The 25,032-nt window shown below is 45.5% G+C and carries 22 protein-coding genes and 2 tRNA genes; 14 read left to right on the top strand and 10 right to left on the bottom strand.

Going from position 1 to position 25,032, the window contains the following annotated elements:
- Nucleotides 1–16 precede the first annotated feature (16 nt).
- The 4 genes from ACLWMH_RS03165 to miaB form a co-directional block, all read right to left on the bottom strand.
- Nucleotides 17–478, bottom strand: a complete 462-nt coding sequence (locus ACLWMH_RS03165) for a CinA family protein (RefSeq protein ID WP_411915297.1) — start codon at nucleotides 476–478, stop codon at nucleotides 17–19.
- A gap of 33 nt (nucleotides 479–511) precedes the next feature.
- A complete protein-coding gene (tsaD, locus tag ACLWMH_RS03160; protein ID WP_411915296.1) occupies nucleotides 512–1,549 on the bottom strand; it encodes a tRNA (adenosine(37)-N6)-threonylcarbamoyltransferase complex transferase subunit TsaD in 1,038 nt (345 codons plus the stop codon).
- 64 nt (nucleotides 1,550–1,613) lie between these two features.
- Nucleotides 1,614–2,264, bottom strand: coding sequence for a trimeric intracellular cation channel family protein (locus ACLWMH_RS03155; RefSeq protein ID WP_411915295.1), 651 nt, complete (start codon nucleotides 2,262–2,264; stop codon nucleotides 1,614–1,616).
- A 20-nt stretch (nucleotides 2,265–2,284) separates the two neighbouring features.
- On the bottom strand, nucleotides 2,285–3,607 hold the full coding sequence (gene miaB / locus ACLWMH_RS03150) for a tRNA (N6-isopentenyl adenosine(37)-C2)-methylthiotransferase MiaB (protein ID WP_411915294.1): 1,323 nt from the start codon (nucleotides 3,605–3,607) through the stop codon (nucleotides 2,285–2,287).
- A 457-nt stretch (nucleotides 3,608–4,064) separates the two neighbouring features.
- Between miaB and ACLWMH_RS03145 the strand changes: the two genes are divergently transcribed.
- The 4 genes from ACLWMH_RS03145 (at nucleotide 4,065) to ACLWMH_RS03130 (ending at nucleotide 8,567) form a co-directional block, all read left to right on the top strand.
- Nucleotides 4,065–5,546, top strand: coding sequence for an acetyl-CoA hydrolase/transferase family protein (locus tag ACLWMH_RS03145; protein ID WP_411915293.1), 1,482 nt, complete (start codon nucleotides 4,065–4,067; stop codon nucleotides 5,544–5,546).
- A 41-nt stretch (nucleotides 5,547–5,587) separates the two neighbouring features.
- A complete protein-coding gene (pckA, locus tag ACLWMH_RS03140; protein WP_411915292.1) occupies nucleotides 5,588–7,195 on the top strand; it encodes a phosphoenolpyruvate carboxykinase (ATP) in 1,608 nt (535 codons plus the stop codon).
- A 137-nt stretch (nucleotides 7,196–7,332) separates the two neighbouring features.
- Nucleotides 7,333–8,214 (top strand): hypothetical protein, encoded by an 882-nt coding sequence (locus tag ACLWMH_RS03135; protein WP_411915291.1) that lies wholly within the window; start codon nucleotides 7,333–7,335, stop codon nucleotides 8,212–8,214.
- Between the two features lie 158 nt (nucleotides 8,215–8,372).
- A complete protein-coding gene (locus tag ACLWMH_RS03130) occupies nucleotides 8,373–8,567 on the top strand; it encodes a hypothetical protein (protein WP_411915290.1) in 195 nt (64 codons plus the stop codon).
- Here ACLWMH_RS03130 and ACLWMH_RS03125 read toward each other — a convergent pair whose 3' ends face one another.
- The gene (locus ACLWMH_RS03125; protein ID WP_411915289.1) at nucleotides 8,568–10,025 is read right to left on the bottom strand and encodes an aminoacyl-histidine dipeptidase; all 1,458 of its coding nucleotides are present in this window, start codon (nucleotides 10,023–10,025) and stop codon (nucleotides 8,568–8,570) included.
- Between the two features lie 79 nt (nucleotides 10,026–10,104).
- Here ACLWMH_RS03125 and ACLWMH_RS03120 point away from each other — a divergent pair, with 79 nt between their 5' ends.
- The 6 genes from ACLWMH_RS03120 to ACLWMH_RS03095 all read left to right on the top strand — a co-directional run bounded on the left by ACLWMH_RS03120 (nucleotide 10,105) and on the right by ACLWMH_RS03095 (nucleotide 12,530).
- Nucleotides 10,105–10,314: a hypothetical protein gene (locus ACLWMH_RS03120; protein WP_411915288.1), complete on the top strand. Its 210-nt coding sequence runs from the start codon at nucleotides 10,105–10,107 to the stop codon at nucleotides 10,312–10,314.
- 15 nt (nucleotides 10,315–10,329) lie between these two features.
- Nucleotides 10,330–10,965 (top strand): OmpH family outer membrane protein, encoded by a 636-nt coding sequence (locus tag ACLWMH_RS03115; RefSeq protein ID WP_411915287.1) that lies wholly within the window; start codon nucleotides 10,330–10,332, stop codon nucleotides 10,963–10,965.
- 24 nt (nucleotides 10,966–10,989) lie between these two features.
- Nucleotides 10,990–11,883: a DUF805 domain-containing protein gene (locus tag ACLWMH_RS03110; RefSeq protein WP_411915286.1), complete on the top strand. Its 894-nt coding sequence runs from the start codon at nucleotides 10,990–10,992 to the stop codon at nucleotides 11,881–11,883.
- A 101-nt stretch (nucleotides 11,884–11,984) separates the two neighbouring features.
- A tRNA-Pro gene (locus tag ACLWMH_RS03105) sits at nucleotides 11,985–12,059 on the top strand.
- A 24-nt stretch (nucleotides 12,060–12,083) separates the two neighbouring features.
- A tRNA-Leu gene (locus ACLWMH_RS03100) sits at nucleotides 12,084–12,165 on the top strand.
- A 179-nt stretch (nucleotides 12,166–12,344) separates the two neighbouring features.
- Entirely contained in the window at nucleotides 12,345–12,530 is a 186-nt protein-coding gene (locus ACLWMH_RS03095; RefSeq protein WP_411915285.1) for a hypothetical protein, read from the top strand.
- 132 nt (nucleotides 12,531–12,662) lie between these two features.
- On the opposite strand, the gene ACLWMH_RS03090 is transcribed toward ACLWMH_RS03095, so the two are convergent.
- From ACLWMH_RS03090 to cls, 5 genes are all read right to left on the bottom strand, one after another.
- Nucleotides 12,663–13,028 (bottom strand): hypothetical protein, encoded by a 366-nt coding sequence (locus ACLWMH_RS03090; protein ID WP_411915284.1) that lies wholly within the window; start codon nucleotides 13,026–13,028, stop codon nucleotides 12,663–12,665.
- Nucleotides 13,028–14,929 (bottom strand): DUF4954 family protein, encoded by a 1,902-nt coding sequence (locus ACLWMH_RS03085; protein WP_411915283.1) that lies wholly within the window; start codon nucleotides 14,927–14,929, stop codon nucleotides 13,028–13,030. The genes ACLWMH_RS03090 and ACLWMH_RS03085 overlap by 1 nt, the downstream gene beginning before the upstream one ends.
- 20 nt (nucleotides 14,930–14,949) lie before the next feature.
- Nucleotides 14,950–15,420 carry an arginine repressor gene (locus ACLWMH_RS03080; protein ID WP_411915282.1) on the bottom strand — a complete coding sequence of 157 codons (471 nt, stop codon included), beginning with the start codon at nucleotides 15,418–15,420 and terminating at the stop codon, nucleotides 14,950–14,952.
- 514 nt (nucleotides 15,421–15,934) lie between these two features.
- Nucleotides 15,935–17,512: an Ig-like domain-containing protein gene (locus tag ACLWMH_RS03075; RefSeq protein ID WP_411915281.1), complete on the bottom strand. Its 1,578-nt coding sequence runs from the start codon at nucleotides 17,510–17,512 to the stop codon at nucleotides 15,935–15,937.
- A 422-nt stretch (nucleotides 17,513–17,934) separates the two neighbouring features.
- Nucleotides 17,935–19,371, bottom strand: a complete 1,437-nt coding sequence (cls, locus tag ACLWMH_RS03070; RefSeq protein ID WP_411915280.1) for a cardiolipin synthase — start codon at nucleotides 19,369–19,371, stop codon at nucleotides 17,935–17,937.
- Between the two features lie 369 nt (nucleotides 19,372–19,740).
- On the opposite strand from cls, the gene ACLWMH_RS03065 reads away from it, so the two are divergent.
- From ACLWMH_RS03065 to ACLWMH_RS03050, 4 genes are all read left to right on the top strand, one after another.
- Entirely contained in the window at nucleotides 19,741–21,123 is a 1,383-nt protein-coding gene (locus ACLWMH_RS03065) for a tyrosine phenol-lyase (protein ID WP_411915279.1), read from the top strand.
- Between the two features lie 370 nt (nucleotides 21,124–21,493).
- Nucleotides 21,494–22,576 carry a 3-phosphoserine/phosphohydroxythreonine transaminase gene (serC, locus tag ACLWMH_RS03060; RefSeq protein WP_411915278.1) on the top strand — a complete coding sequence of 361 codons (1,083 nt, stop codon included), beginning with the start codon at nucleotides 21,494–21,496 and terminating at the stop codon, nucleotides 22,574–22,576.
- An 83-nt stretch (nucleotides 22,577–22,659) separates the two neighbouring features.
- Nucleotides 22,660–23,583, top strand: a complete 924-nt coding sequence (locus ACLWMH_RS03055) for an NAD(P)-dependent oxidoreductase (RefSeq protein ID WP_411915277.1) — start codon at nucleotides 22,660–22,662, stop codon at nucleotides 23,581–23,583.
- Between the two features lie 60 nt (nucleotides 23,584–23,643).
- Entirely contained in the window at nucleotides 23,644–24,891 is a 1,248-nt protein-coding gene (locus ACLWMH_RS03050) for a DUF1015 domain-containing protein (protein WP_411915276.1), read from the top strand.
- Nucleotides 24,892–25,032 lie beyond the last annotated feature (141 nt).

Genomic DNA, 25,032 nt, shown 5'->3' with positions numbered 1-25,032 from the left:
CGTTTGTTTTCTACTATTAGTTGTTATTACGCAGCATGCTATAGCAAGCCTTAAGGGCTTCCTGTGTTGCAGTAGTCGTTATATTTCGTCGTGTACCTCTTAAGTGCAATTCAACGGCACACACATTAGTATGCGATGCAATAGCTATCCAGGCTGTACCCACAGGGGTATCTTTGTCAGGAGCAGTTGGTCCGGCAGCACCTGTAGTAGCAATCGCATAGTCCGTGCCTAACTGCCGAATAACTCCACGAGCCATAGCCTCAGCTACTTGACGACTAACTACCCCATGCATAGCAATAAGATTCTCTGATACACCTAATAAGGACTCTTTTACTATCTCCGAATAAGCTACGATAGCCCCTTTGAACCAAGTAGACGCACCAGGAACAGCACAAAGCTCGGCAGCAATTCCTCCGGCTGTAAAACTCTCTGCCGTTGAAAGACTTTTGCCCCGCATGAGGAGCATACGGGCAATCATATGGGTTAGTGGATTAGCGACACACGACATCGGTTATTGACAAAGGGTAGTTTTTACAAAAGGCACTACATCTATTGTAGCAAAAGCCTTTTGGAGATAACTATAATATCCGGCTACTGCTACCATAGCAGCATTGTCAGTCGTATAGGCGAATTTGGGAATGAAAACCTCCCAACCATACTTCTCCCCATAGGCGTAAAAAGCATCGCGCAACCCTGTATTGGCCGATACGCCTCCTGCAACTGCCAGGCGTGTTATCTTCATATCTTGGGCAGCGCGACGAAGCTTATCCATCAATATATCAATCACTGTCTTTTGCAAGGAAGCTGCGAGATCAGCTTTGTTTTTATCAATGAAATCAGGATCCTTAGCCAATTCATCTCGCAGTGTATAGAGAAATGATGTCTTAAGCCCACTAAAACTATAGTTATAGCCTTCCACATGCGGCTTTGCGAAGTGAAAGCGTTTAGGATCCCCTTCTCCGGCAAGTTTATTGATAATGGGACCACCGGGATAACCCAAGCCCATTACCTTGGCACATTTATCAAAAGCCTCCCCGGCTGCATCGTCAATAGTCTGACCTATAACCTCCATTTCATAGGGAGAATCCAACCGGACAATCTGTGAGTTACCGCCCGAAACCAATAGGCAAAGGAACGGGAACTCGGGGAAATGCTTGTTTTCCTCCCCCTCCTCGTAGAGAAAGTGTGCTAAAACATGTGCTCTAAGGTGATTAATGGTAATAAGCGGCTTATCTAAAGCTAATGCAAAGGCTTTAGCAAAGTTCACACCTACCAGCAAGGATCCCAATAGACCCGGACCGGCAGTTGTGGCAACTGCATCAATATCCTCTTTATTTATACCGGCCCTTTTTATGGCTGTAGCTACCACAGGGACTATATTCTCTTGATGTGCCCGGGAAGCCATCTCAGGCACTACCCCACCATACTCAGTGTGTACAGCCTGTGAGGCTACCACATTGCTTAGCAGCCGGCGTCCACAAACAATCGCAGCACCGGTATCATCGCAGCTACTCTCAATTCCTAAGATAATAGGGTCTTTATGCGACATACTCATTCCATTACTCGTCATTCAACCATAACAAAGATACTATTTTAAGAGTATTCAATGACTACTAAAGACGTGTCATAGGGGCAAATCCCGGCAACGTCCACTTATAACGAATAGCCAATAGTCTTATTGAAAGTACAAGAAGGGAGACGAAAAGCCCAATAAATGGTACGCTAAGCGGTGTAAAACTAAAAAGGAAAATATAGACCAATCCACCCATTAAACAAGCCGATGCATACACCTCACGAACAAAGATATGTGGGATTTCATTGACTAGTATATCGCGTATCATACCACCAAAAGCCCCTGTGATAGTAGCCATCAAAGGAGCTATCCAAATCGCCATACCTGCATCTATACTACGCTGTGCCCCTACAACTGCAAACATTCCCAATCCGACTGAATCCAAAAAGAATACAACATGCTCAACCTTCAGCAAGTATCTCCGGAAAACAGCATACGTAAGAAGCGCTAATAGGGTAATCATCAAATACATAGGATTGGAAAACCAAAAAACAGGAATATCCAACATCATATCACGCAGCGTACCACCTCCTACAGCTGTAATAAATCCTACCACATAGGCACCGAACCAGTCTAATTGGTGTTCTTCCGCAACCCGTATTCCACTGACCGCAAAGGCAAATGTCCCCAAATAATCACTCCAAAGAGAGTAATCCCGTATCAGATCAAGAAAAGTTTGATTATCACTCATATTACAACTTAGGTTCCAGCCTATATTTCCCCTAAGAGCGTTGCTTGTGTTGCACTCTTTATCCTCACATTCACAAAGCTTCCGATACGAGCCTGAGCCTTTGGAAAGACGACTACTTTATTGGTTACAGTACGGCCAAAGTACTCATCCCGACTCTTCTTACTGACTCCCTCTACCAGTACCTCAAAAGTTTTACCTATATCAGCCTCATTAGAAGCAAGACTCAGCCTATTTTGCAGGGCGATCAACTCTTCTAATCGTCTTAGTTTAACGCTTTCCGGAACATCATCAGGGTAGTGTCTTGCCGCATATGTGGAAGGACGCTCACTGTACTTAAAGAGGAATGCAGAATCAAAACGAATCTCTTCCATAAGTCTAAGCGTATCGGCATGGTCTTCTTCAGTTTCTCCACAGAAGCCACAAAAGATATCAGTAGAGATACCACAGTGCGGGATACTTTTACGCAGAGTAGCAACCCTATCAATGTACCACTCTCTTGTATATCCTCGCTTCATACGTTCCAAGACTGCGTTGCTACCACTTTGTACCGGCAAATGAATATGAGCACAGATTTTTGGATAGGTTGCCATGGTATGGATCAACTTGTCGCTCATATCTATTGGATGAGGCGAGGTAAAGCGGATACGCATTTCGGGAGCAATCCGATGGATAGCAACGAGCAGATCTGGGAAATCCACTTCAGCACCATCTTTTCCTATATAATGATAGCCATTTACCTTCTGTCCAAGTAGGGTCACTTCCCTATACCCCACCTCACGCATATGCTCAATCTCTCGATAGATACTCTCCGGCTCTCTGCTTCGCTCCCTACCTCGAGTAAAAGGAACAATGCAATACGAGCAAAACTCATCACAGCCTCTCATAATACTCACAAAGCCGGAGATATGCAGCCCGGGGAGTTTGAGCGGTATCACATCGCGATAAGTTTCCTCTTTGCTAAGGGTAATATTGATTGCCTTGTGACCACTTTCTACATCGCTAAGCATATTCGGCAAATCAGAATACGCATCGGGTCCTGCTACCAAATCGACTCCATACTCAGTAAGTAGCCTTTCTTTTACTCGCTCCGCCATACATCCCAGAACGCCTATTATAGCCGGATTTCCATTCTTACGCCTTAGCGCTTGTAGATTTTCAATACGCCCTATAACGCGCTTCTCGGCATTATCTCTCACACTGCACGTATTAATAAGTAGTACATCCGCTTCTTCCGGAGACTCAGTAAAATCATATCCTACTGTTTTGAGTATAGCAGCCACAACTTCTGTATCAGCTACATTCATCTGACAGCCGTAAGTTTCTATATGAACTTTTTGTGACATTATTTTGATACATTAATAGGTAAAAGAAACACAACCTGATACATTCCCGTTAAGACAATTAAAAATATGCATCTCACGTAGGTTTCAAAGTTGTTGCATTGGAAATAATTCACCAACTTTGCGATGGAAAAGAAAGATTTTTCTATAGTTAAGGTTTTGGTTAATGTAGGAAGGGCGAGTCGTGAGATTCGCCCTTTCATTTCAACTCCTTGCATTTGCAAGTAAAACCACAAAAAGGAAGCGAACACTTTGTGTGTCCCTATAGGCGCATCCTGACACTTTGCAATGTTATTTCCCGGTTTAATAGGATCATTAGTACTTCTTATATCCTTATTGTCCATTATTTAGTACCTTTGAGTAGTCGCATCAATCCTTCCTTTTACAAAAGTACAAAGGAAGCGTGACACGAGAGCTATTTATGAAATAAGAAAACACGATTATATATTTGAGGAAAGCAATGTACAAAGTAATGAGTGCCGATGAGGCGGCAAGGTTGATTAAAAATGGCGATAATGTGGGCGTGAGCGGGTTTACCCATGCCGGATGCCCTAAAGTGCTACCCAAAGCGATTGCTCGCTATGCCGAGGAAGAGCATCAAGCGGGGCGACCCTTCCGGATAGGGCTCTTTACCGGAGCTAGCACCTCCGATCGTTTGGACGGTGTTCTGGCGCGTGCTAAGGCAATCTCCTTCCGAACCCCATACCAATCTACCAAAGATTTGCGCGCTGCCATCAATAACGAGGAAGTACACTATGTGGATATGCATCTATCTCAGCTTGCCCAAGAGATGCGCTCGGGCTTCTATGGAGATATAGATGTGGCGATTGTGGAAGCTGCCGAAGTGACTGATAATGGTGAGATCGTACCCACTTGCGGTGTAGGAATTCTGCCTACCATATGCCGAATGGCAAAACGCATTATCGTGGAATTGAACGACAAGCATCCTGCTGCCATACGCGGTATGCACGACCTTGCGGAGCCTCTGGACCCGCCTTTCCGCGAAGCAATCCCTATCTATCACCCGTCGGATCGCGTCGGCTTGCCCTACATAAAGGTAGATCCTGGCAAAATCGCTGCCATCGTAAAGACCAGCGAACCCAACGATGAAGGTAAATTTACCCCGGTGGACGAAGTAACCAAGGCTATTGGCGACAATGTAGCTGCTTTCCTCCACAAAGAACTTGTGGAAGGGCGCATTCCTAAAGAGTTTCTTCCCATTCAGAGCGGGGTAGGCAATGTGGCCAATGCCGTACTAGGCGCTTTGGGCGATAATAGTGATATACCGGACTTTAACGTCTACACCGAAGTGATTCAGGACTCAGTAATCGCGCTGATGAATAAAGGGCGCGTTAAGTTTGCAAGTGGTTGCTCGCTAACCGTATCCCGCAGCGTGATGCAGGATATATACGCTCGTTTGGACGAATTCCGTGATCGCATCGTATTGCGGCCTTCCGAATACTCCAACAACCCTGAAGTGGTGCGCCGTTTGGGCATCATTACCATCAATACTGCCTTAGAAGCCGATATTTTCGGCAATGTAAACTCCACACATGTAAACGGTGTGCGGATGATGAACGGGATCGGTGGATCGGGCGATTTTACCCGTAATGCCTATCTCTCCATATTCACCACTCCATCCACTGCTAAAAACGGCTCCATAAGTGCCTTTGTTCCGATGGTTTCGCACCTCGATCACTCCGAACACTCGGTTAAGGTAATTATATCCGAATATGGCGTTGCCGACCTGCGTGGCAAGGATCCGCGCCAAAGAGCAAAATGTATTATCGAAAACTGCGTACATCCCGATTATCGCGAACTGCTCACCGAATACGTTGCTCGGACGCAATCGGTTCATACGCCACACGATTTGCGCAATGCCTTCGCCTTCCATCGCGCAATTATCGAAGAGGGCGATATGCGTAAAGCACGATTTATTTGAAACAAAACAAAGAAAACAAACTATAGTAATCTAAAAATATCATGAAACAACCGGATTTAAGTCAATACGGAATTACCGGGGTGAAGGAAGTGATCTACAATCCTTCCTACGATTTCCTATATAAGGAAGAACTCAAGCCCGAATTAACCGGATACGAAAAAGGTCAGCTCACGGAGTTGGGTGCCGTTAATGTAATGACAGGTATCTACACCGGCCGAAGCCCCAAGGATAAGTTCTTTGTATACGACGATACTACCAAAGATACCATCTGGTGGACCAGCGACGAATATAAGAACGATAATAAGCCCGTTAAGCCCGAAGCGTGGAAAGAACTCAAAAAGATTGCCACGGAAGAGCTGTCCCATAAGCGACTCTTTGTGGTAGATGCTTTTTGCGGTGCCAATGCCAATAGCAGGCTGAAGATACGTTTCATTATGGAAGTGGCCTGGCAGGCACATTTTGTCACCAATATGTTCATTCGTCCTACCAAAGAGGAACTCGAAAACTTCGGTACGCCTGATTTTGTAGTGATGAACGCTTCCAAGGCAAAAGTTACCAACTACAAGGAACTGGGGCTGAACAGCGAAACAGCGGTAGTATTCAATCTGACCGAAAAGGTGCAGATTATTATCAACACCTGGTACGGCGGCGAAATGAAAAAGGGTATGTTCTCCTACATGAATTACCTCAATCCGCTCCGCGGAATGGCTTCCATGCACTGCTCCGCCAATACTAATCAGGCAGGAACGGAAACCGCTATCTTCTTTGGACTATCCGGAACCGGTAAAACCACCCTTTCCACTGATCCGAAGCGCAAACTGATTGGCGACGACGAACACGGATGGGACGACGACGGAATCTTCAATTACGAAGGCGGTTGCTATGCAAAAGTGATCAACTTGAGCAAGGAAAACGAACCCGATATCTATAATGCGATCAAGCGCGATGCTCTGCTTGAAAATGTGACGGTAGATGCCAACGGAAAAATCGACTTCTCCGATAAGAGCGTGACAGAAAATACGCGCGTTTCCTATCCTATCTATCACATTCAGAACATAGTAAAGCCTATCAGCAAGGCGGGTCACGCCAATAAAGTTATATTCCTTTCCGCCGATGCCTTCGGTGTGCTGCCTCCCGTATCTATCCTTACGCCGGAGCAGACGCAGTACTACTTCCTCAGTGGATTTACCGCTAAGCTGGCAGGAACGGAACGCGGTATCACCGAACCCACCCCCACCTTCTCCGCTTGCTTTGGAGCTGCATTCCTATCGCTGCATCCTACTAAGTACGGCGAAGAATTGGTTAAGAAAATGAAGATGGTAGGTGCCAAGGCTTACCTCGTTAATACCGGATGGAACGGAACCGGCAAACGTATCTCTATTAAGGATACGCGTGCCATTATTGACGCTATTCTGGATGGAAGCATTGATAAGGCTCCCACGAAAACAATGCCTTACTTCAACTTCCTCGTACCTACCGAGCTGCCCGGCGTAGATAGCGGCATCCTCGATCCGCGCGATACGTATCGCGACGCCAAGGAGTGGGACGAAAAGGCGCGCGATCTTGCGCAGCGCTTTATCACCAACTTCCATAAGTTCACCGGCAACGACTTGGGCAAAAAGCTGGTAGCTGCCGGCCCCACCCTCTAATTCGTATAGAGGTAAAAATATGAAACGATAAGAGAAAGGCACAGATTTCTTTGCACAGGAAGTCTGTGTCTTTTTTATTTCCCATTCAGCATTATTAATCCAACCTAAATAATAACCCCACAAATCGATATACAAATATGAATAAGCTATTAAGATGCGTACCAGTGCTACTACTGATGCCGCTATTCATAGCCGGATGTGCCGGAGCAGAAACTGGACAAGAACAACAAAACTGGCAAACGGAAAATCTAAAAGGGGCAGTCAAGTCCTATACCCAAAGCGTATACAAGGCAATAGAAAAGTTTGGGAAAATCGAGAAAGGCGAACAAGACATTGTAACGCGTGTCGTAGATAATAAAGATTTTTATAATATCATTGCAGCGTATAATGAGAAAGGGAATTTAATAGAAAGAAGTACATATTTTGCGGACAGCACTCTTTTCTACAAAGAAAAATTCGTATACAATGATGAGGGAAAACAAATAGAAGGAGGCCAGTATGATGCAAATGGTACCCTTGAGGGAAAGACAAAGTTTCTATATGATGAAAAAGGAAATCTGATAGAAATAGACCACTACAAGTCAGATGGCTCTCTTGATGGGAAAATAATGTGTTCCTACGATGAGAAGGGGAATGAAATTGAGCGCAACAGCTACCAATCAGACGGCTCTCTTGATTGGAAAACAGTGAGTGCCTACGATGATAATGGGAATAAAATCGAAAGTAACCATTACGAATCAGACGGTTCCCTTGTTTGGAAAGAAAAGTATGTATACGATAAGAACGGAAATCGTATAGAAATGAGCCTTAGTGACCAAGATGGCGCAAACTTCAAAGGGAGGATTGCATACGATGACAAAGGGAATCTAATAGAATGGATTGGTCCTGACTCAGAAGGCAACTCCTGGGAAGGTAAATGCACCTATCAATATGACGAAAAGGGCAATTGGACACAGATGGTGATATACCAAGATGGGACCCCTATAAACATCGTTGAGCGCGAGTACACCTACTACTAATCCCCACCCACCTATTCTTGCTTCGTAAGAGCACTCCTTCAGTAGATCAGCAAATGGAGAAGAGCGTTGGAGGAGATATAAGGGCAGGTATTTGAAATTGATTTTAATAACATGACATAGAGGGGCACGCTTCGCCCCTCTATGTTTTTATAGGGGACATGGCTACGGCTCTATTCATTGTACCTTTCGTTTGCCGGATTAGTAAAAGCAAACAGCAAGAGGTGCCTATGCCATCCGATGAACGAGAAGGTCACAAACCTAATGGAGCGCACACCGGGAATGCCAAAAGAGAGATGGGCTGCGACACCTGCCGCAACCCATCTAATCTAAAAGATATGTCAAATAGATACTAATTAGCGCTTGGGTATACTCTTCAGTATCTCAACCAAATGGCGCCAGAATAGATCTACCGTTTCTATTTCACAACACTCGCGCGGGGAGTGTACATAGCGAAGTGTAGGACCAAATGAAACCATATCCAAGTTGGGGTACTTCGTAAGGAATAGTCCACACTCAAGCCCTGCATGAATAGCCAGTACTTGCGGCTCCTTATTGAACAGCCTCTTATAGGCATCGTTTACTACCTGCAGGATCTCTGAGTCGGGATTAGGTTCCCAACCGGGATATCCGTCGCGCACTTCTACCTTAGCACCGGCAAGCTCAAATACGCTCTTTACTAAGTTGCCCACGTCTTCTTTAAGCGACTCTGAAGAGCTACGTTGGCTTGTTTCTACCTCTATTTCACCCGCTTTCTTCATTTTAATGGAAGCCAAGTTGGTTGAAGTTTCCACCAAGTCTTCCATGTCGTGACTCATACCCAATACCCCATGAGGCATGGCGTACAGCATGCGCACGATACGCTCGGTGCACTCATCGGTAATTACCTTGTCAGCCTTTTCAGCACTTTCGATAGTAACTTTCACATCGGGATCTACCCTACGCAATTCATGCTGCATATCGCCCTGCATTTGATTTACAATAGCAGTTAGTGCCTCTTTTTTATTGGCAGGAACAGCTACTACGGCATAGGCTTCGCGAGGTATCGCATTGTGTAAGTTGCCCCCATCGATAGCGATAAGGTTCAGCGGCATCTCATTCATAGCTCTGTAGAGTACACGAGTCAAGAGTTTATTGGCATTACCCAAGCCAATATGGATCTCACCTCCGGAGTGTCCCCCCTTGAGTCCGTTGACGGTTATTTTGGCAAAGAATGAATTGCTATCTGCCTTCTTGGTATCATAACTTATGATACCGGTAGTACCCATACCCCCTGCACAACCGATGAACATTTGTCCTTCATCTTCGCTGTCTAGATTCAAGAGAATGCTTCCCTTGATAAAGCCGGGCTGAATACCGAAAGCGCCTGTCATACCGGTCTCTTCGTCTACGGTAAACAAGCATTCAATAGGACCATGCTCTACAGTATCGTCATCCAGTACAGCCAAAGCAGAAGCCACTCCGATACCGTCATCTGCACCCAGTGTAGTACCTGTAGCCTTAACCCAACCATCTTCTATGATTGTCCGGATAGGATCCTTTTCAAAGTCGTGATTCACATCACTATTCTTCTCGCAGACCATATCCACATGGCTCTGCAAAACTACTGTCTTACGATCCTCATACCCTTTAGTGGCAGCCTTGCGGATAACAATGTTACCAACATGATCTTCATCAAACTCCAAGTTACGCTCTTGCGCAAACTTACGCAAATAGGCTCTTATTTTCTCCTCTTTCTTGCTCGGACGAGGTACCTTAGTTATCTCATCGAAGAAACGCCATACGCCGGCGGGCTTTAAGTCTGTAATCTTCATTTTTGTTATATCTGTTTATCTATTAATATTTATACTTATGTACTATCTTTGCAACAGTGCAAATGTAATGAAAAGAAGTATGATTGTCATCATTTCGTTAGTAATAGTTGGTATCGCTGTTCTTTTGCTCTCCATTGGCATTCTAATCAAAAAGGATGGCAAGTTTCCGAGCGGTCACGTTGAAGATATTGAGGCGCTACGCAAGAAAGGCATTCAATGTGCCCACAAAGAGCTCAATGAAGCAGCTTTCCGCCCCAGTCTAAAAGACCTAATTGAAGAAAATAAATAGTAATATAAATCACAAATGAAGAAGTTCTTTCCACTTATCATCGCTTTGACAGCGCTTTCACTCACAGGATGCAACAATTCCCAAAAGGGAAGCAATACCTCCACAACCACACAAACAGAGCGGGACACACAGCAAGATACGCTTACCGCACAGAAGGCTGGTACACTCAAGATAGCATTTGTAGAGATGGACTCCGTACTGAATAACTACGAACAGTACAAAGAGATGAACAGCAAGCTGGAAAAGCGCTCCATAGAGGGACGCAATCAGCTTCAAGCGAAGATAAATGCCATCCAAAAAGCCGGAGAAGCTTTTCAACAGAAACTACAGAGCGGTGGATTTGTCAATCAAACTGCGGCACAGATGGAGCGAGAGCGCATTATGAAGATGCAGCAAGATGCCCAGACTCTTGATCAAAGACTCTCAGAGCAATATATCAAAGAGCAGGATGCGCTCAACGAAAAACTCTACAATACAATCAAAGAGGAAGTAGAAAAGATGAATAAGGAGTGGGGTTACGATCTCATCCTTTGCAATGTAAAAATGAGTGGATTGCTCTATGGCAACGCCAGTATGGATATAACCAAAGAGGTGACAGAGCGACTCAACAAAGCCTATGCAGCGGCCAAAACTGAGGACAAAAAGAAATAAAAACGACTCGCAACGACAAACATCATGCAACCACTTTACTACGTGTATCAAGATGGTATAGAGAAAGGGCCTTTTACTTCAAAAGGTATTCGTGCCTTGGATCTCCGTCCCGGTACGATCATAAGTACCTCCCTCAATAGACAGAAGCGTTTCCCCTATACAGAGGAGAAGATTGACTTTAATGATCCCGAGGAAGACAATCGACTCTATTTCTTGGCAAAAGAGGGCATTAGCTCCGCTTCCCAAACCATTGCCCAACTACAAGAGAATAGAGAGCAGCTTTGCGAGGCTGAATTTATTTGGACTGAAGGGATGGAACAGTGGAAAGAGCTTGAATCTTTTCCCGAACTAAAGGCCCTTTTAAAGCCCTCTGAAAAAATTCCGCCTATACCCCACAAGCGACCCGCTGCGCTCCCTCCCCTACCCCATTACAACAATGGAGGCTATAGCTCCGATACTTCGTATAGAGCCAACTATGCACAAGGCACTCCGAGCGGTGCCACTACAAAAAGCTTATGGGAGTATTTTTGGCAATGCATCAGTAAAAAGTACGTAGACTTTAATGGTCGTGCAGGACGTAAAGAGTACTGGTCTTTTTTCCTATTCAGCAACGTGGTAGGTGCTGCGGCTAGTATGATCAACGGCACCGGCTTCTTATGGAGAATCACAGACTCTGCCTTCTGCTCATTCGATGAAATATCAGTTTTTTCAAGCCTGCCTATACTCATCTCTTTAGCTCTGCTTCTCCCCTCAATAGCGGTAGGAGTAAGGCGATTGCATGATACGAATAGGAGTGGCTGGTGGATGCTTATTGGTCTTATACCCATTGTCGGAGTCATTATATTGCTCATTTACTTTATCCAAGAGGGGGCTATTGGACCGAACCAATATGGAGAGGACACACAAAGAAGGCAATAATTTTTCACTTATTCTATCACTATGAAGTGACAAGAATAGTGATAGATTTACAAAAAGTATGTACCTTTGCCGGACCAAGGTAAGCGACTTGGCGTTCTTTTAGGGGTGTAGCGCAGTCCGGTTAGCGCGTCTGCTTTGGGAGCAGAAGGTCCGGGGTTCGAATCCCCGTACCCCTACACACATAGGACACTAAGAGGCGGGCGGTCGTGGCGTAACTGGTAGCCGCGATAGACTTAGGATCTATTGCCGCAAGGCGTGGGGGTTCGAGTCCCCCCGACCGCACGAAGGGAGCATCTGTAAGGGATGCTCCCTTTTCTTTTTCTGATTATGCCGACTTTGTTTACTGCTTCACAGATACAGCCGCTGCCACCCAACTTGTTGTACGCACACAAGGTAGTACCCAACTAAAAGGGAGCCGGCTGAGCGTCATCATAGTCTACATCTCCCTTCACTTCTATCCTGTGGATGGGAGCGGACAATTAGGCAGACGGATTACGCAAGAATGGGCGGTGGATCTTCAGAATCTAACCCACAGCAAGAACGTAATGTCCCTGTTCTTTGACGAGCAGTCAGGCGACTATTCTACGATTTATACTCAAGGCTTTACGCCAATGGTTACCTACACGCTATTCTTCTCTGCGCGGTAACCTGCGGAGTAGCAAGAGCCACCTGACAAAAGGTATGTACCTTTTGCTTGATACCTATCCACAAGCACCCCAGAACATGGAGGGAAGCCCACCTTCTAAACTTTTTTTAAGTATGGTCCTTTAACACAGGATTCATCCTATTCCCCTGCGGGAAAGGCGGATGGGGAGGGTTTCGGGGGTATTCTCTATGCGGAGAGTGCCTTCAAGTTTATCGGCACCGGCTATATAGGTGAGGGTGAGTTCGTACGAAGCGGCACGAAGAATAAGCTGTTGATCCGCTTGCTCAATTTGGTCTATATCTAAGGATTGAGGCAGTACACCGGGCAGGGATACTGTGGCATACCACTCCGCACCTCTACGCTCTAAGCGCAGTTCTACACGCATTTCGGCTCCCGCATAGGTAATATTCCCCTGCCAAATGCCCTCAAAGCACTGGGCAAAAGCGAATGTACAGCTCAGAAAGAGAGCAAATACACACGCCAATAGCCTTACTTTCATCACAATAAACGCTCTATGGCACAACGCTCTTCCTCCCTTTGGGCGCGCATCTGCTTAATAAAGGGCAATTCTTCTGTATTTTCCTTTAACAAAGAGAGTTCCCTTGCCGCTGCACCACTATCCGAAGCGAGCAATCCGTATACCACTTGCATGCGTGGACTCTGCTCCTTGGCAGCATCCCGAAGTAGCTCTTTTTCCAATCGCGCCGATGCTTTCAACGCTTCTGTAAGGCAGGCAGTTAAACGCTCTTCCGTTGTACCGTCAAACAAATGCGCAAGCAGCGCAGTAGCTAAAGGTATCAAAAACCTATTTTGATTATCGCACTGCCGGAAGAACTCTGCCAATTGGTCAATGTTCCTCACCTTTTTTCGTTCCAGCCGCTTATACAAACGAGTCAAATCAGCCTCCGGAACCGAAATACCGAATAGGTCATAATAGATAAGCGCGTTCTGTTTTTGTCGCGCATTAGCGTGCAAAGCTTTTAGTGCTGCGGTGCGATCAAGACACCATTGGGCGAGTGTATTTGCCACAAATAGTACTAAAGCCCCCCGATAGTGTTCCATTCCGAACAAAAGATCTGCCCGTTCGATACTTGCGCCACGTACATTATAGCGTTCTACCTCAGTGTGTTGTTCCATAAGAAGCCGCAACGCATTATAACCGGCATACATTTCGCTCACTACGGAGGGAGGAAGGGCGCTATAATCAATTAAGTCGCCATTCTCTTTATGCACACGCTTGTCGCGCCAATACCACTTATCCTGATCGCGCAACGTACCGATGGACGCAAGCAAGGCAGCAGGCCGCAGCTTGGTAGTATTCCCCTCCGCAATAAGCTCCGAGAAGGGGAAGTGTCGCGTATCGGGTTGCGTCATCACGCGCCCTACCACTTTGGTAAAACTACCAATTACGGCAGGCCAAAGCAAGTAGGCATTGCTTGCCGTTTTGCATCCGCGCCCCATAACGCCATAGTGCATCGGACCCAAACGATAGTGATGATTGCTCTGATTGGTGCCGCTCCCGGCATTGAAAAACGATACACAACTACCAATCAAGAGCGTGGAGCGATGCATTGATATAGTATGCGGCCCCAAAAGTGCTGCTGAGGCTTCGCCATTACTGAGGTGCGAATTGGCAAAAATGAGCGTATCGTGTGCCGAGAAAGCCCCTTCCATACACACACCTTCACCGACAAAACAACGATGCAGCACACAGTTCTCGGTAATAACGCTCCCCGGCATCGCCACCACATCCTCCATAATTACGTTATCTCCTATAGAGGTACGGCACAGCGTAGCCCTTTCGATGCGTTTTGCTCCGTAAAGGGTGGAGGCTTGAGCGATATGCACATTTCGAAGCGTTTCAACGTATTCGATACGACTGCCGGAAGCGATCCGCGCATGCTTGTCCAATTTAAGCTCCGCTACGTATTGTTGCGCAATAGCACTGAGTTGCGTAGATACGGAAGGATTGTGCCTTGCAAAAATGGTCAGATAAGCAATCTGCGCCGTTAACCCTCTGTGGAGGAGAAGTGATCGGCTACCGGTTTCGTCTAAAGGAGTTATTTCAGTTCCTTCGCCACATAGCTCCTGTTCGTTGTACACCATTCTGCCAATGTGCCGAATGGTGCAACCGCTTTCTATGTGATAACCTTCTATGACACCGGAGACGTCCGCAATATTTACATTCTGCTCAATAATGCAATTTTTCAGCCGAACATTTTTAACCCTGTACCCCCCTATTAGAGCCTCTTGTCGGGCAAGGGAAATCTCCCCAATGAAGGTTACATTTTCGTAACCACCGGGGCTAAAATCGTCCGTTACACGAATAGCATCCCACAATTTTGCCCGGCAGCCTGCATTCATAAGCTGCTGCTGTTCTTCCCTACGTAGCGCACGCATATTAATAAATAGTATTTTCTTTATTCCTTTAGCTCGGGAATAATCATACCCAAAGCCTCTTTTACCTCTCGATAGGAAGCGTTACGGGTTGGTATGATCAAAATGGAGTCGTATCCCGATATAGTAGCCAGTATGGCAGGATGCCCCATAGCATCTATATCGGCAGCCAAACTATTGGCATAGCCGGCACGCGTCTTTACCACAATGTAAGGCTCGGCATATACCAGCTCACTAAATCCCCGAGTAGGACTGATTCGCATTGATTTAGGCTGGCTGATGGGACTATCCTCCGGCAAACGATAAAATGATTTTCCGCGGGCGCCTCTCACCTTGGTTACCTTCATTTCCTCCAAGTCGCGCGATATAGTGGACTGGGCTGCTTCTAAACCATTGTGCTGCAAAAGGGCTCTCAAGCTCTTCTGATCCGGTATATCTTTACTGCGAATATACTTCGCTATGAGTACCTGCCGTTGCTCTCTAAGGGTTGACATATGCTTTTTCTTGTACTTACTTTTCCATACAAATATACAAAATGCCTGCATAAAATGCATAAAAGAAAATGAAGAAAGGATGTACAGGGAAAGAGCCAAACGAAATATCTATACCCTTTCTTCCCATAATACCCCCCCGGGAAAAGATACCGATCTTCCGATGAAAAGATCGGTATCTTTTAGTCAATAGATTTATAACTTTTCTTAGAAAGGTAGAGATCATTTTGGGTGGAGCTGCGTACTGCATTCTTTCTGCGCTCTTCCTTGTCGAAAAAGCCTCCTCAAGCGGTATCTGCCCCCACCTGTTCGGCTTAGGATTTCCTCATAGGCGCTGTGTACTAACGATGCATCCAATAGCGCAGATTACTAATTCTTCGGAATGTTTTCCTTTCAAGAGCGCAGGAAAATCGAAAAAAGGAGATAAAAAAGAGGGGGATGGCATCTCAGTACCATCCCCCCGATCTTTTGCACTTCTCTACTACATGAGCGAGAAGCTACGATCTATGCGGTCATCTTAGCGACGGCTAACCTTCAAATCACCCATTGCAGGGAGTCTGAAGCCGCGATTTTCTTTGCGAAGAGCAGCTCTACGGATTTGCATAGCGCTAGACTGCTTATCTAAGAAACTACCCTCTACAATCTGCATAAAGACAGCCTTATCCTTTTCGCTATAGAAGATCTGGAGACCGAGCTTTCTATCCTCAGTGAAAGCTTTGTACCAACCATCTTGGCTCTTTGCTTCATCAATCGTAAAGCCATTGGCCTTGAGCCAAGCAGCTACCTCAGGTTTAGCTAAGTCAGCAGCAGAGGCTGCACTGCATACCTGTGAATTGATGAAAACAGGAGGATTCACAGGAGTACCTACATAGTATGTCCAGAAGATGTTAGAAGCATCAATGCGATCTTCTTTCGTATTGAAAGCAAAGTTATTATCCTTAGATTGGCTAGCATCAAACTCACGGAAACCTAACTTTTCTTCATAAGCCTTGATCTTATCTGCATTGATTGCACCACCAAAGAAGTTTGCTACATCGGGGAAGTCCTTTACATCAGGAATTGTAGCGTGCTCAGCAGTAGCAACATTTTCAGTCAGGAATCTGATGAAGAGCTTGGTATCGGGTTGACCATTTACACCTGTAACCGGCTCATCAGAACCTATAACCGTGATTTTTTCGTCTGCGCTGGTACCGGCGATCACCTGCTGTCCCTTGATATCCATCACTTGTGCATTCTCGAAACCATTCTTCTGAAGCATTTCAAGCGTAGCGGCACAATCTTCAAGAGACTCAGTACCTAAAGCAACGATAGCCAAGTTATCACCCATAGTAAGACCGTAGCAAGCTACCGGAATAAGATCTTGGTTGCCTACATAAGCTTGGGTTTTGAGGCCCTGCTTGGGAGCAACGAGCACATTGTCCTTCAGCTCTCTGCCTACCTTTGCTTCATAAGCAGCAATTTCCTTATCCTTCGGACCCTTGAACTTCATCAAAGGAAGTTGGCTTACGCCTGTAGGAGCGGCACCGGGTTCAACCTTTACATCGCAAGTAGCAGTCAACTGACCGATCGTTACGGTGATCACTGCATTACCTTCAGCAACGGCGGTAATTACACCTTCGTTGTTTACTGTAGCCACAGCTTCCTTATTGCTTGAGAAAGCAGGAGTCGCGGGCAATTCAGCAGGAGTCCAAGTAACGTTCAACTTTTGAGTTTGGGTTGCTTTAAGCGTTACAGAAGTAGGCTCAACTTTCACTTCCGTGATCGTCTTGTCACTAACTGTAATATTGCAAGTAGCCTTCTTGTTACCTACATTAACGGTAATAATAGCTTCTCCTTCCTTCACAGCTGTTACCAAACCCTTAGCATCAACTTTAGCTATCTCGGGCTTGTTGCTGGTAAATGTAGCATTTACCTTTACTTCAGCAGGAGTCCATTCTACCTTCAACTGCTTTGTTTCACCTGGCTTAAGGAGTGCAGCAGTAGGATCCACCTTTACAGAAGTAATTTCTTTTACTTCGGGCTCTTTCCCTTTACAAGATGCAAATACACCGATTGTAAGTGCAAGGGCGCAGAACATTAATAAAGTTCTTTTCATACCTTTCTTTGTTTTTAATAGTTATACTTAATTATAAAACTCTTTATCGCTTAAGGCACCCTCCGCAGATAAGCAAAGTTTTCGTCCGACAAACAGAAGCCTCCGATTCGGTATAGTAACGCCGGCTTTCGGAGTCCACATACCCCTCGCCTCGTTGCCGAAAAGAGAAAGCAGTGGGTATCTTGTGTTAGGGTGCACTGTTATAGTCTTACTTATTAGTCTTTCTTACATTGCAAAGATAATGATATTTTTGAATTCCTATTACTTTTATTGGTGTAAATCACATCTTGAGTGTATCCACATAGCGGAAAGCATACCGATTATTTCGCTCTGATAATGTATAAGGCAGCACCTATAGCACCTCACATTCCTATACATTTTACCCTCCATACGACTCCGGACACGCACCATTTCATTCCACACTACAAGAGAGGAGAAAAGAGTCGCATTACCGATTCTCCGAAGCACTTTGTCCGACTTCGTTGGCGCCACTGCTCTAACAGAATGGGGCTGCTATGCTGCAAATCCTCCTTAAATACAGTATTCAATTCATTAGCCACAGCGACATCGTAAATCACCGCTGCTATTTCAAAGTTGTGCTCTAAGCTTCGAAAATCCATATTGGTAGAGCCAACCATAGAGATCTCTCCATCCACCGTCAAAAACTTAGAGTGCAGAAAGCCTTTCTCATAGCGATATACCTTTACCCCTGCCTCGAGAAGGGGATCCACGTAAGAAAGAGACGCCTCTTGTACAAAGAAACTATCGCCTTTCTTTGGAATAAGCAGCTCAACCTCTACCCCACTGAGTGAGGCGATCATAATAGCACTATTAAGCGGTTCGGTAGGAAGGAAGTAGGGCGTCTCTATACAGACCTTTTTCTTTGCTCTCAATATAAGGGCGACCATTGTTTGCTCTATAGTGCGCCACATACCATTGGGTGCCCCCTTTACCAACTGCATACAGAGAGCCTCACCCTTTGTAGGGGGTACTTTAGCGGGAGCATTTAGCTCAGCAATATACTTAGTGCCAATATTGCTCACTACCCTTCTGGTCACTAAGTACCAATCCAAGAGGAAACAGCTCTCCATCTCAGCCAACACATCACCCGTAAAACGGAAATGGGTATCTCTCCAGGGGCCTAAACTATCCCCCTTGGCATAACGATCGGCTATATTCATACCGCCCAAATAACCCACCCGACTATCGATGACTACTAATTTACGGTGGTTGCGATAGTTAGCGCGTGACGAAAGGATAGGGAAAGCCACTTTCATAAAAGCATAAACCTCTACCCCCTCCTTGCGCATACGCAACCAAAAGGCACGCTTCGTACCCCATGAGCCTACGTCATCGTACAGAATGCGTACCGCAACCCCCTCTTTGGCCTTATGAATAAGGAGTGTAGCCAACTCCTGCCCCAGTTCATCGTCGTTAAAGGCATAGTATTGAAGATGAATATGGTCTTTTGCGTTGGCGATATCCTGCTTTAAGCGGTCAAACTTACTTTTACCTGTTGTAAAGATCTGCACGGAGTCATAGCCGAGCAAGGGAGAGGCTGAGTTTTTTTCCAGCAAACGCACGGTATTATCCGCATCAACTTCGAAAAGCCCCTCATTGCGCTTGGCAAGCTCCGTAGGAATGATAGAAAGCCTTTTATACACCTTCCTATTAATAAGGTAGACGTGCCGTAAGTCCTCCCCAAAGAAAATGTATAGTATCACCCCGATAACCGGCACAAAGAGCACAACCAAAAGCCAAGGAATAGCTTTTAGCGGATTCCTATTCTCCCCTATAATCACCACCATGATGCTGATCACCAAAAAGAGGTATAAAGCCGAGATAATACCAATGTTCATTTTTCCCGTAAGCTCTATTCAAGTAGCACAAAGCTACTCATTTATCGTTTACTCTTATGCTTTGGGCGTGCCGGAGGAGGATATGGCTCCTTCGGAACACATGCCTTGGACGATTCACAAATATAGTCACTTTGCACGATAAAAATATATGCGAATCACTATTAGTACAAAAAAAATAGAGTTTTATTTCCTCTTATATTGTTTGTAACGATAAATCATGTATATTTGCGAAAAGAATATATTGTTATATACATTATGATATATAACATGATTATAAAATGCCATTATGCGCCATATAAAGAGATAAATAGAGCCACAAACACATACACATAATCACTAAACAAACATATTATAGACAACAAAGAAAGTATGATTGACTACAGCAAGTATCCAGCAGAACCGTTCCGCATCAAAAGCGTAGAGCCTGTACATATGATTAACCGCGCTCAGCGCGAGCAGGTAATTAAGGAGGCCGGCTACAACACCTTCCTGATTAATAGCGAGGATGTGTACATAGACCTTCTTACCGATAGTGGCACCAACGCCATGAGCGACCGCCAGTGGGGAGGACTTATGGTTGGTGACGAAGCATACGCAGGTAGCCGCAATTTTCATCATTTGGAGGATACGGTGAGAGAGTATTTCGGCTTCAAGCACTTAGTACCCACACATCAGGGACGCGGTGCAGAGAACATACTGAGTCAGATTGCTATTAAACCGGGTCAATATGTACCGGGCAACATGTATTTCACCACTACCCGCTATCACCAGGAACGCAACGGTGGTATTTTTGTGGATGTAATCCGCGACGAAGCACACGACGCCTCTCTTTCTATCCCCTTTAAGGGCGACATCGACCTGAACAAACTCCAGAAGCTGATTGACGAGAAGGGTGCAGAAAATATCGCTTATCTATGCCTTGCCGTTACGGTTAACCTCGCGGGCGGTCAACCCGTTTCCATGGCCAATATGCGTGCCGTGAGGGAGCTAACCAATAAGTATGGGATCAAGATATTTTTTGACGCTACCCGCTGCGTAGAAAACGCTTATTTCATCAAGGAGCAGGAAGAGGGCTATGCAGACAAGAGTATTGCCGAGATCGTACACGAAATGTTTAGCTACGGCGACGGCTGTACAATGAGTGGAAAGAAGGACTGCTTAGTAAACATCGGTGGCTTCCTCTGTATGAACGACGAAGAGCTATTCATGAAAGCAAAAGAAATGGTGGTTGTGTACGAGGGAATGCCCTCCTATGGAGGTATGGCAGGACGCGACATGGAAGCCATGGCGATAGGACTAAAAGAGAGTATGCAGTACGAATACATCCAGCACCGAATACTTCAAGTACGCTATTTGGGAGATCTATTACTTGAGGCCGGTATACCTATTATTGAGCCGGTGGGCGGACATGCTGTATTCCTTGATGCAAGAAGGTTCTGCCCCCATCTTACGCAAGACCAATTCCCGGCCCAAAGCCTCGCTGCTAACCTCTATGTAGAGTGTGGTGTACGAAGTATGGAGCGCGGTATTGTGTCGGCAGGTCGCGATCCGCACACCGGTGAGAATCACAGACCTAAGCTGGAAACGGTGCGCCTGACTATACCCCGACGCGTCTATACCTATAAGCACATGGATGTAGTAGCCGAGGGAGTAAAGAAGCTGTACAAGCACAGAGAGACCATACGAGGACTGCGCTTCGCATATGAACCCAAACAGCTGCGCTTCTTTACGGCTCGCTTTGAGTTTATCTAACAATATATAATAAGAAGACCTACATACTTTTTTGGCAGATGTCCCCTTGCTTGTAAGAGGGGGCATCTTTTTTCTTCCTTTTTGGAACACACTGCTCCATTGAAAAGGAGTACCTAATAAAGAGAGCATCTTCCCCGAGAGTGCAGCGAGCTAAGCTTTTTTCAAGCGATGGGAGAGTACATTCGACACAAGTTCGTTTCTTAGCAAAAAAATAAATTGACTTTCTCTAAACAATTGAGTATCTTTGCAGATAGAATAAATAAACATATAAATTACCCTCTAAGAGGCAAAGCAACTCACAGCCTAAAAGGGTAAGGAATATTAGCCTTTGACATAATAAAATTAGTATCATAATCATCAGTATTACTTTATGAAGAAGCATAATTTCTATGCAGGGCCCTCCATTCTGAATAGAGGGGTAATTGAGAATACGGCAAGCGCTGTTCTCGACTTTGCAGGTACAGGTCTTTCTGTATTGGAAGTATCACACCGCGGTAAAGAATTTGACGCCGTAATGGCAGAAGCACAGCAGCTTTTCAAAGAACTGCTCGACATTCCGGAAGGATACGAAGTATTGTTCCTCGGTGGTGGTGCCAGCCTTCAGTTCTATATGATTCCTTTGAACCTTCTGAAGAAAAAGGCTGCATACATCAACACCGGTACGTGGGCAACTAATGCAATTAAGCAGGCTGGCTATGTAGACAAGGTGTTTGGTACTACTACGGAAGTATTGGCTTCAAGTGAAGATAAGAACTTTACCTACATACCTAAGAACTTTACTATCCCCGAAGATATCGACTATTTCCACTACACGAGCAACAATACCATCTATGGTACGGAAATCCGCAAGGACTTCGACTGCAAAGCTCGTTTGGTATGCGATATGTCCAGTGATATTTTCTCTCGTCCGATAGACGTATCTAAGTACGATGCTATCTATGGTGGTGCTCAGAAGAATTTGGCTCCTGCCGGGGTTACTTTCGTAGTAATCCGTAAGGATGCACTGGGTCAGGTTGATCGTCCTCTGCCCACGATGTTGGATTACAACACCCACATCAAGAAGGGTTCTATGTTCAATACTCCTCCTGTATTGCCTATCTACACAGCACTCCAAACCTTGAAGTGGTACAAGGAGTTAGGTGGCTTGAAGGTACTTGAAAAGAGGAACCTTGAAAAGGCCGAAACCCTTTACACGGAAATTGACCGCAACAAACTATTCCGCGGCACCGTAGCCGAAGAAGACCGCTCTATTATGAACGTTTGCTTCGTAATGAAGGACGAATACAAGGAACTTGAACCGGAATTCGCTACATTCGCAGCAGAACGCGGCATGATTGGTATCAAGGGTCACCGCTCAGTAGGCGGCTTCCGCGCCAGCCTTTACAACGCATTGGAGCTGGAAGATGTGAAGGCTCTGGTTGCTACCATGCAGGAATTCGAAAAGAAACACTAAACTATTAAGACAAAAAACGCAAGTGTAGGGAGTGAGATGCCGTAAATGCATCTCCCCCTACACTTCATAAGTATTATAAGGATATGAGCAAAATATTAGTTGCCACAGAAAAACCTTTTGCACCGGCTGCTGTAAAGGGCATAAAAGAAATATTGGAAAAAGAAGGCTATTCGGTAGTTCTTCTTGAGAAGTATACAGAAAAGAAGCAGCTGCTCGAAGCTGTTGCTGATGTAGAGGCTATCATTATCCGTAGCGACAAAATTGATAAGGAAGTATTTGACGCTGCAAAGAAGCTGAAGATTGTAGTTCGTGCCGGTGCCGGCTACGATAACGTAGATTTGGACGAAGCTACCAAGCACAATGTTTGCGTAATGAATACACCGGGGCAGAACTCCAACGCAGTAGCCGAATTAGTTATGGGTATGCTGGTTTATATGAACCGTGTGCGCTTTAGCGGTAAGAGCGGCAAAGAACTGAAGGGCAAAACGCTCGGGATCGTTGCTTTCGGTAACGTAGGACAAAACGTAGCCCGCATTGCTAAAGGCTTCGGAATGGAAATAAGTGCCTATGATGCCTTCCCTAACAAGGCTAAATTTGAAGAATACGGTGTTAAGTATGTAGCTTGCGAAAAGGAACTTTTTGCTAACAACCAGATCATTTCGCTGCACGCTCCTGCAACGCCCGAAACAATTAAGTCGATCAATTACGATCTCGTAATGTCAATGCCGAAGAACGGTATTATCGTGAACAGTGCTCGTAAGGAGATTATCGACGAAGAAGGGCTACTCCGCGCTATGAAGGAGCGTGAAGACCTTACTTATATTACAGACATCATGCCGACAAATAACGACGAAATGGTGGCTGCTCTAGGCGATCGTTACTTCTCAACTCCCAAGAAGATGGGTGCACAAACGGGGGAAGCTAATGCCAATGCAGGTCTTGCTGCTGCACGTCAAATCGTTGGATTCCTGAAGAATGGCGAAGAGCGCTTCAGAGTAAATAAGTAAAACTCATGCATGGGCACAGAGACCATACTTTGTGCCCCTGCTTTTTAAAAGACTATACCTATGGCAAGAATAAAACCATTTAAAGGCTTAAGACCGCCCAAAGATTTAGTTGAAAAGGTCACCAGCCGCCCTTACGACGTATTGTCAAGCGAAGAAGCTCGCCAAGAGGCTAAGGGCAATGAAATGTCGCTCTATCACATCATTAAGCCGGAGATAGACTTCCCTGAAGGAACGGACGAACACGATCCTCGTGTTTACGACAAAGCAGCAGAAAACTTTGCTAAGTTCCAAGAAAAAGGTTGGTTAGTTCCCGACGAAAAGGAACTATATTACATCTATGCCCAAACGATGAACGGCAAAACGCAATATGGGTTGGTCGTTGCTGCTTGGGTTGAGGATTATATGCAGGGTCGCATCAAAAAGCACGAGCTAACGCGCCGCGATAAGGAAGAAGACCGTATGAAGCACGTTCGCGTTAATAATGCAAATGTAGAGCCGGTATTCTTTGCTCATGAGGACAATGAGGAGCTAAACAAGATTATTGCCCGCTACACAAAAGAGCGTCCCCTATATGATTTCATAGCCCCCAACGATGGCTTCGGTCACAAGTTTTGGATTGTAGATAAAGACGAAGACATCAAGCGTATTACAGAGATCTTTGCCGGCTTCGACTCCATGTATATTGCCGACGGTCACCACCGTAGCGCAGCAGCAGCCTTGGTAGGCGCTGAGAAAGCTAAGAACAACCCCAACCATAAAGGTGATGAGGAGTACAACTACTTTATGGCAGTTTGCTTCCCAGCTAATCAGCTGACTATCATAGACTACAATCGTGTAGTAAAGGATCTCAACGGCTTGACGGAAGAGCAGTTTCTTAAAAAGTTGGAAGAGCACTTTGTGGTTGAAAATAAGGGCAAAAACGAATACAGACCCAACAAGTTACACAACTTCTCACTCTACTTGGGCGGCAATTGGTACTCACTCACAGCTAAGCCCGGCACTTACGACGATAACGACCCAATCGGCCAGTTAGACGTTACTATTTCCAGTGATCTGATTCTGCGCGATATTCTCGGTATTACCGATTTGCGTAGTGATAAGCGCATTGACTTTGTAGGCGGTATCCGCGGCTTGGGAGAGCTAAAGAAGCGTGTAGATAGCGGTGAAATGAAGGTTGCTTTAGCACTGTATCCCGTAACGATGAAGCAATTGATGAACATTGCCGATACGGGTAACATTATGCCGCCGAAGACCACTTGGTTTGAACCGAAGCTCCGCAGTGGCTTAGTAATCCACAAGTTGGATTAAGCACCTGCTTCTGAATTTATTACAGGAAGGGCGACGCAAGGCTATTATTGCGCTGCCCTTTCTACGTACACGTTGCTCATTGCGTAATATTGAGTAACTTTGGACCGGAATATGGTAGTTGCCTAAGATTGAGAGATTAAG

The sequence above is a fragment of the Porphyromonas miyakawae genome (assembly GCF_045865415.1).
In the GTDB taxonomy this organism is placed as follows: Bacteria; Bacteroidota; Bacteroidia; order Bacteroidales; family Porphyromonadaceae; genus Porphyromonas; species Porphyromonas miyakawae.
The sequence above is the reverse complement of the archived record's forward strand: the minus strand, read 5'-3'. Positions and strand labels throughout refer to the sequence as shown.

Bases quoted from the DNA above. Each gene is read 5' to 3' on its own strand.
- ACLWMH_RS03085 (WP_411915283.1), bottom strand. From the start codon at position 14,929: ATGCGTGCGCTACGTAGGGAAGAACAGCAGCAGCTTATGAATGCAGGC.
- ACLWMH_RS03125 (WP_411915289.1), bottom strand. From the start codon at position 10,025: ATGAAGATTACAGACTTAAAGCCCGCCGGCGTATGGCGTTTCTTCGAT.
- cls (WP_411915280.1), bottom strand. From the start codon at position 19,371: ATGAACATTGGTATTATCTCGGCTTTATACCTCTTTTTGGTGATCAGC.
- ACLWMH_RS03090 (WP_411915284.1), bottom strand. From the start codon at position 13,028: ATGAAAGTAAGGCTATTGGCGTGTGTATTTGCTCTCTTTCTGAGCTGT.
- ACLWMH_RS03130 (WP_411915290.1), top strand. From the start codon at position 8,373: ATGGCTACGGCTCTATTCATTGTACCTTTCGTTTGCCGGATTAGTAAA.
- ACLWMH_RS03120 (WP_411915288.1), top strand. From the start codon at position 10,105: ATGATTGTCATCATTTCGTTAGTAATAGTTGGTATCGCTGTTCTTTTG.
- pckA (WP_411915292.1), top strand. From the start codon at position 5,588: ATGAAACAACCGGATTTAAGTCAATACGGAATTACCGGGGTGAAGGAA.
- serC (WP_411915278.1), top strand. From the start codon at position 21,494: ATGAAGAAGCATAATTTCTATGCAGGGCCCTCCATTCTGAATAGAGGG.
- miaB (WP_411915294.1), bottom strand. From the start codon at position 3,607: ATGTCACAAAAAGTTCATATAGAAACTTACGGCTGTCAGATGAATGTA.
- tsaD (WP_411915296.1), bottom strand. From the start codon at position 1,549: ATGTCGCATAAAGACCCTATTATCTTAGGAATTGAGAGTAGCTGCGAT.
- ACLWMH_RS03065 (WP_411915279.1), top strand. From the start codon at position 19,741: ATGATTGACTACAGCAAGTATCCAGCAGAACCGTTCCGCATCAAAAGC.
- ACLWMH_RS03135 (WP_411915291.1), top strand. From the start codon at position 7,333: ATGAATAAGCTATTAAGATGCGTACCAGTGCTACTACTGATGCCGCTA.
- ACLWMH_RS03055 (WP_411915277.1), top strand. From the start codon at position 22,660: ATGAGCAAAATATTAGTTGCCACAGAAAAACCTTTTGCACCGGCTGCT.
- ACLWMH_RS03110 (WP_411915286.1), top strand. From the start codon at position 10,990: ATGCAACCACTTTACTACGTGTATCAAGATGGTATAGAGAAAGGGCCT.
- ACLWMH_RS03145 (WP_411915293.1), top strand. From the start codon at position 4,065: ATGTACAAAGTAATGAGTGCCGATGAGGCGGCAAGGTTGATTAAAAAT.
- ACLWMH_RS03075 (WP_411915281.1), bottom strand. From the start codon at position 17,512: ATGAAAAGAACTTTATTAATGTTCTGCGCCCTTGCACTTACAATCGGT.
- ACLWMH_RS03115 (WP_411915287.1), top strand. From the start codon at position 10,330: ATGAAGAAGTTCTTTCCACTTATCATCGCTTTGACAGCGCTTTCACTC.
- ACLWMH_RS03080 (WP_411915282.1), bottom strand. From the start codon at position 15,420: ATGTCAACCCTTAGAGAGCAACGGCAGGTACTCATAGCGAAGTATATT.
- ACLWMH_RS03165 (WP_411915297.1), bottom strand. From the start codon at position 478: ATGATTGCCCGTATGCTCCTCATGCGGGGCAAAAGTCTTTCAACGGCA.
- ACLWMH_RS03050 (WP_411915276.1), top strand. From the start codon at position 23,644: ATGGCAAGAATAAAACCATTTAAAGGCTTAAGACCGCCCAAAGATTTA.
- ACLWMH_RS03155 (WP_411915295.1), bottom strand. From the start codon at position 2,264: ATGAGTGATAATCAAACTTTTCTTGATCTGATACGGGATTACTCTCTT.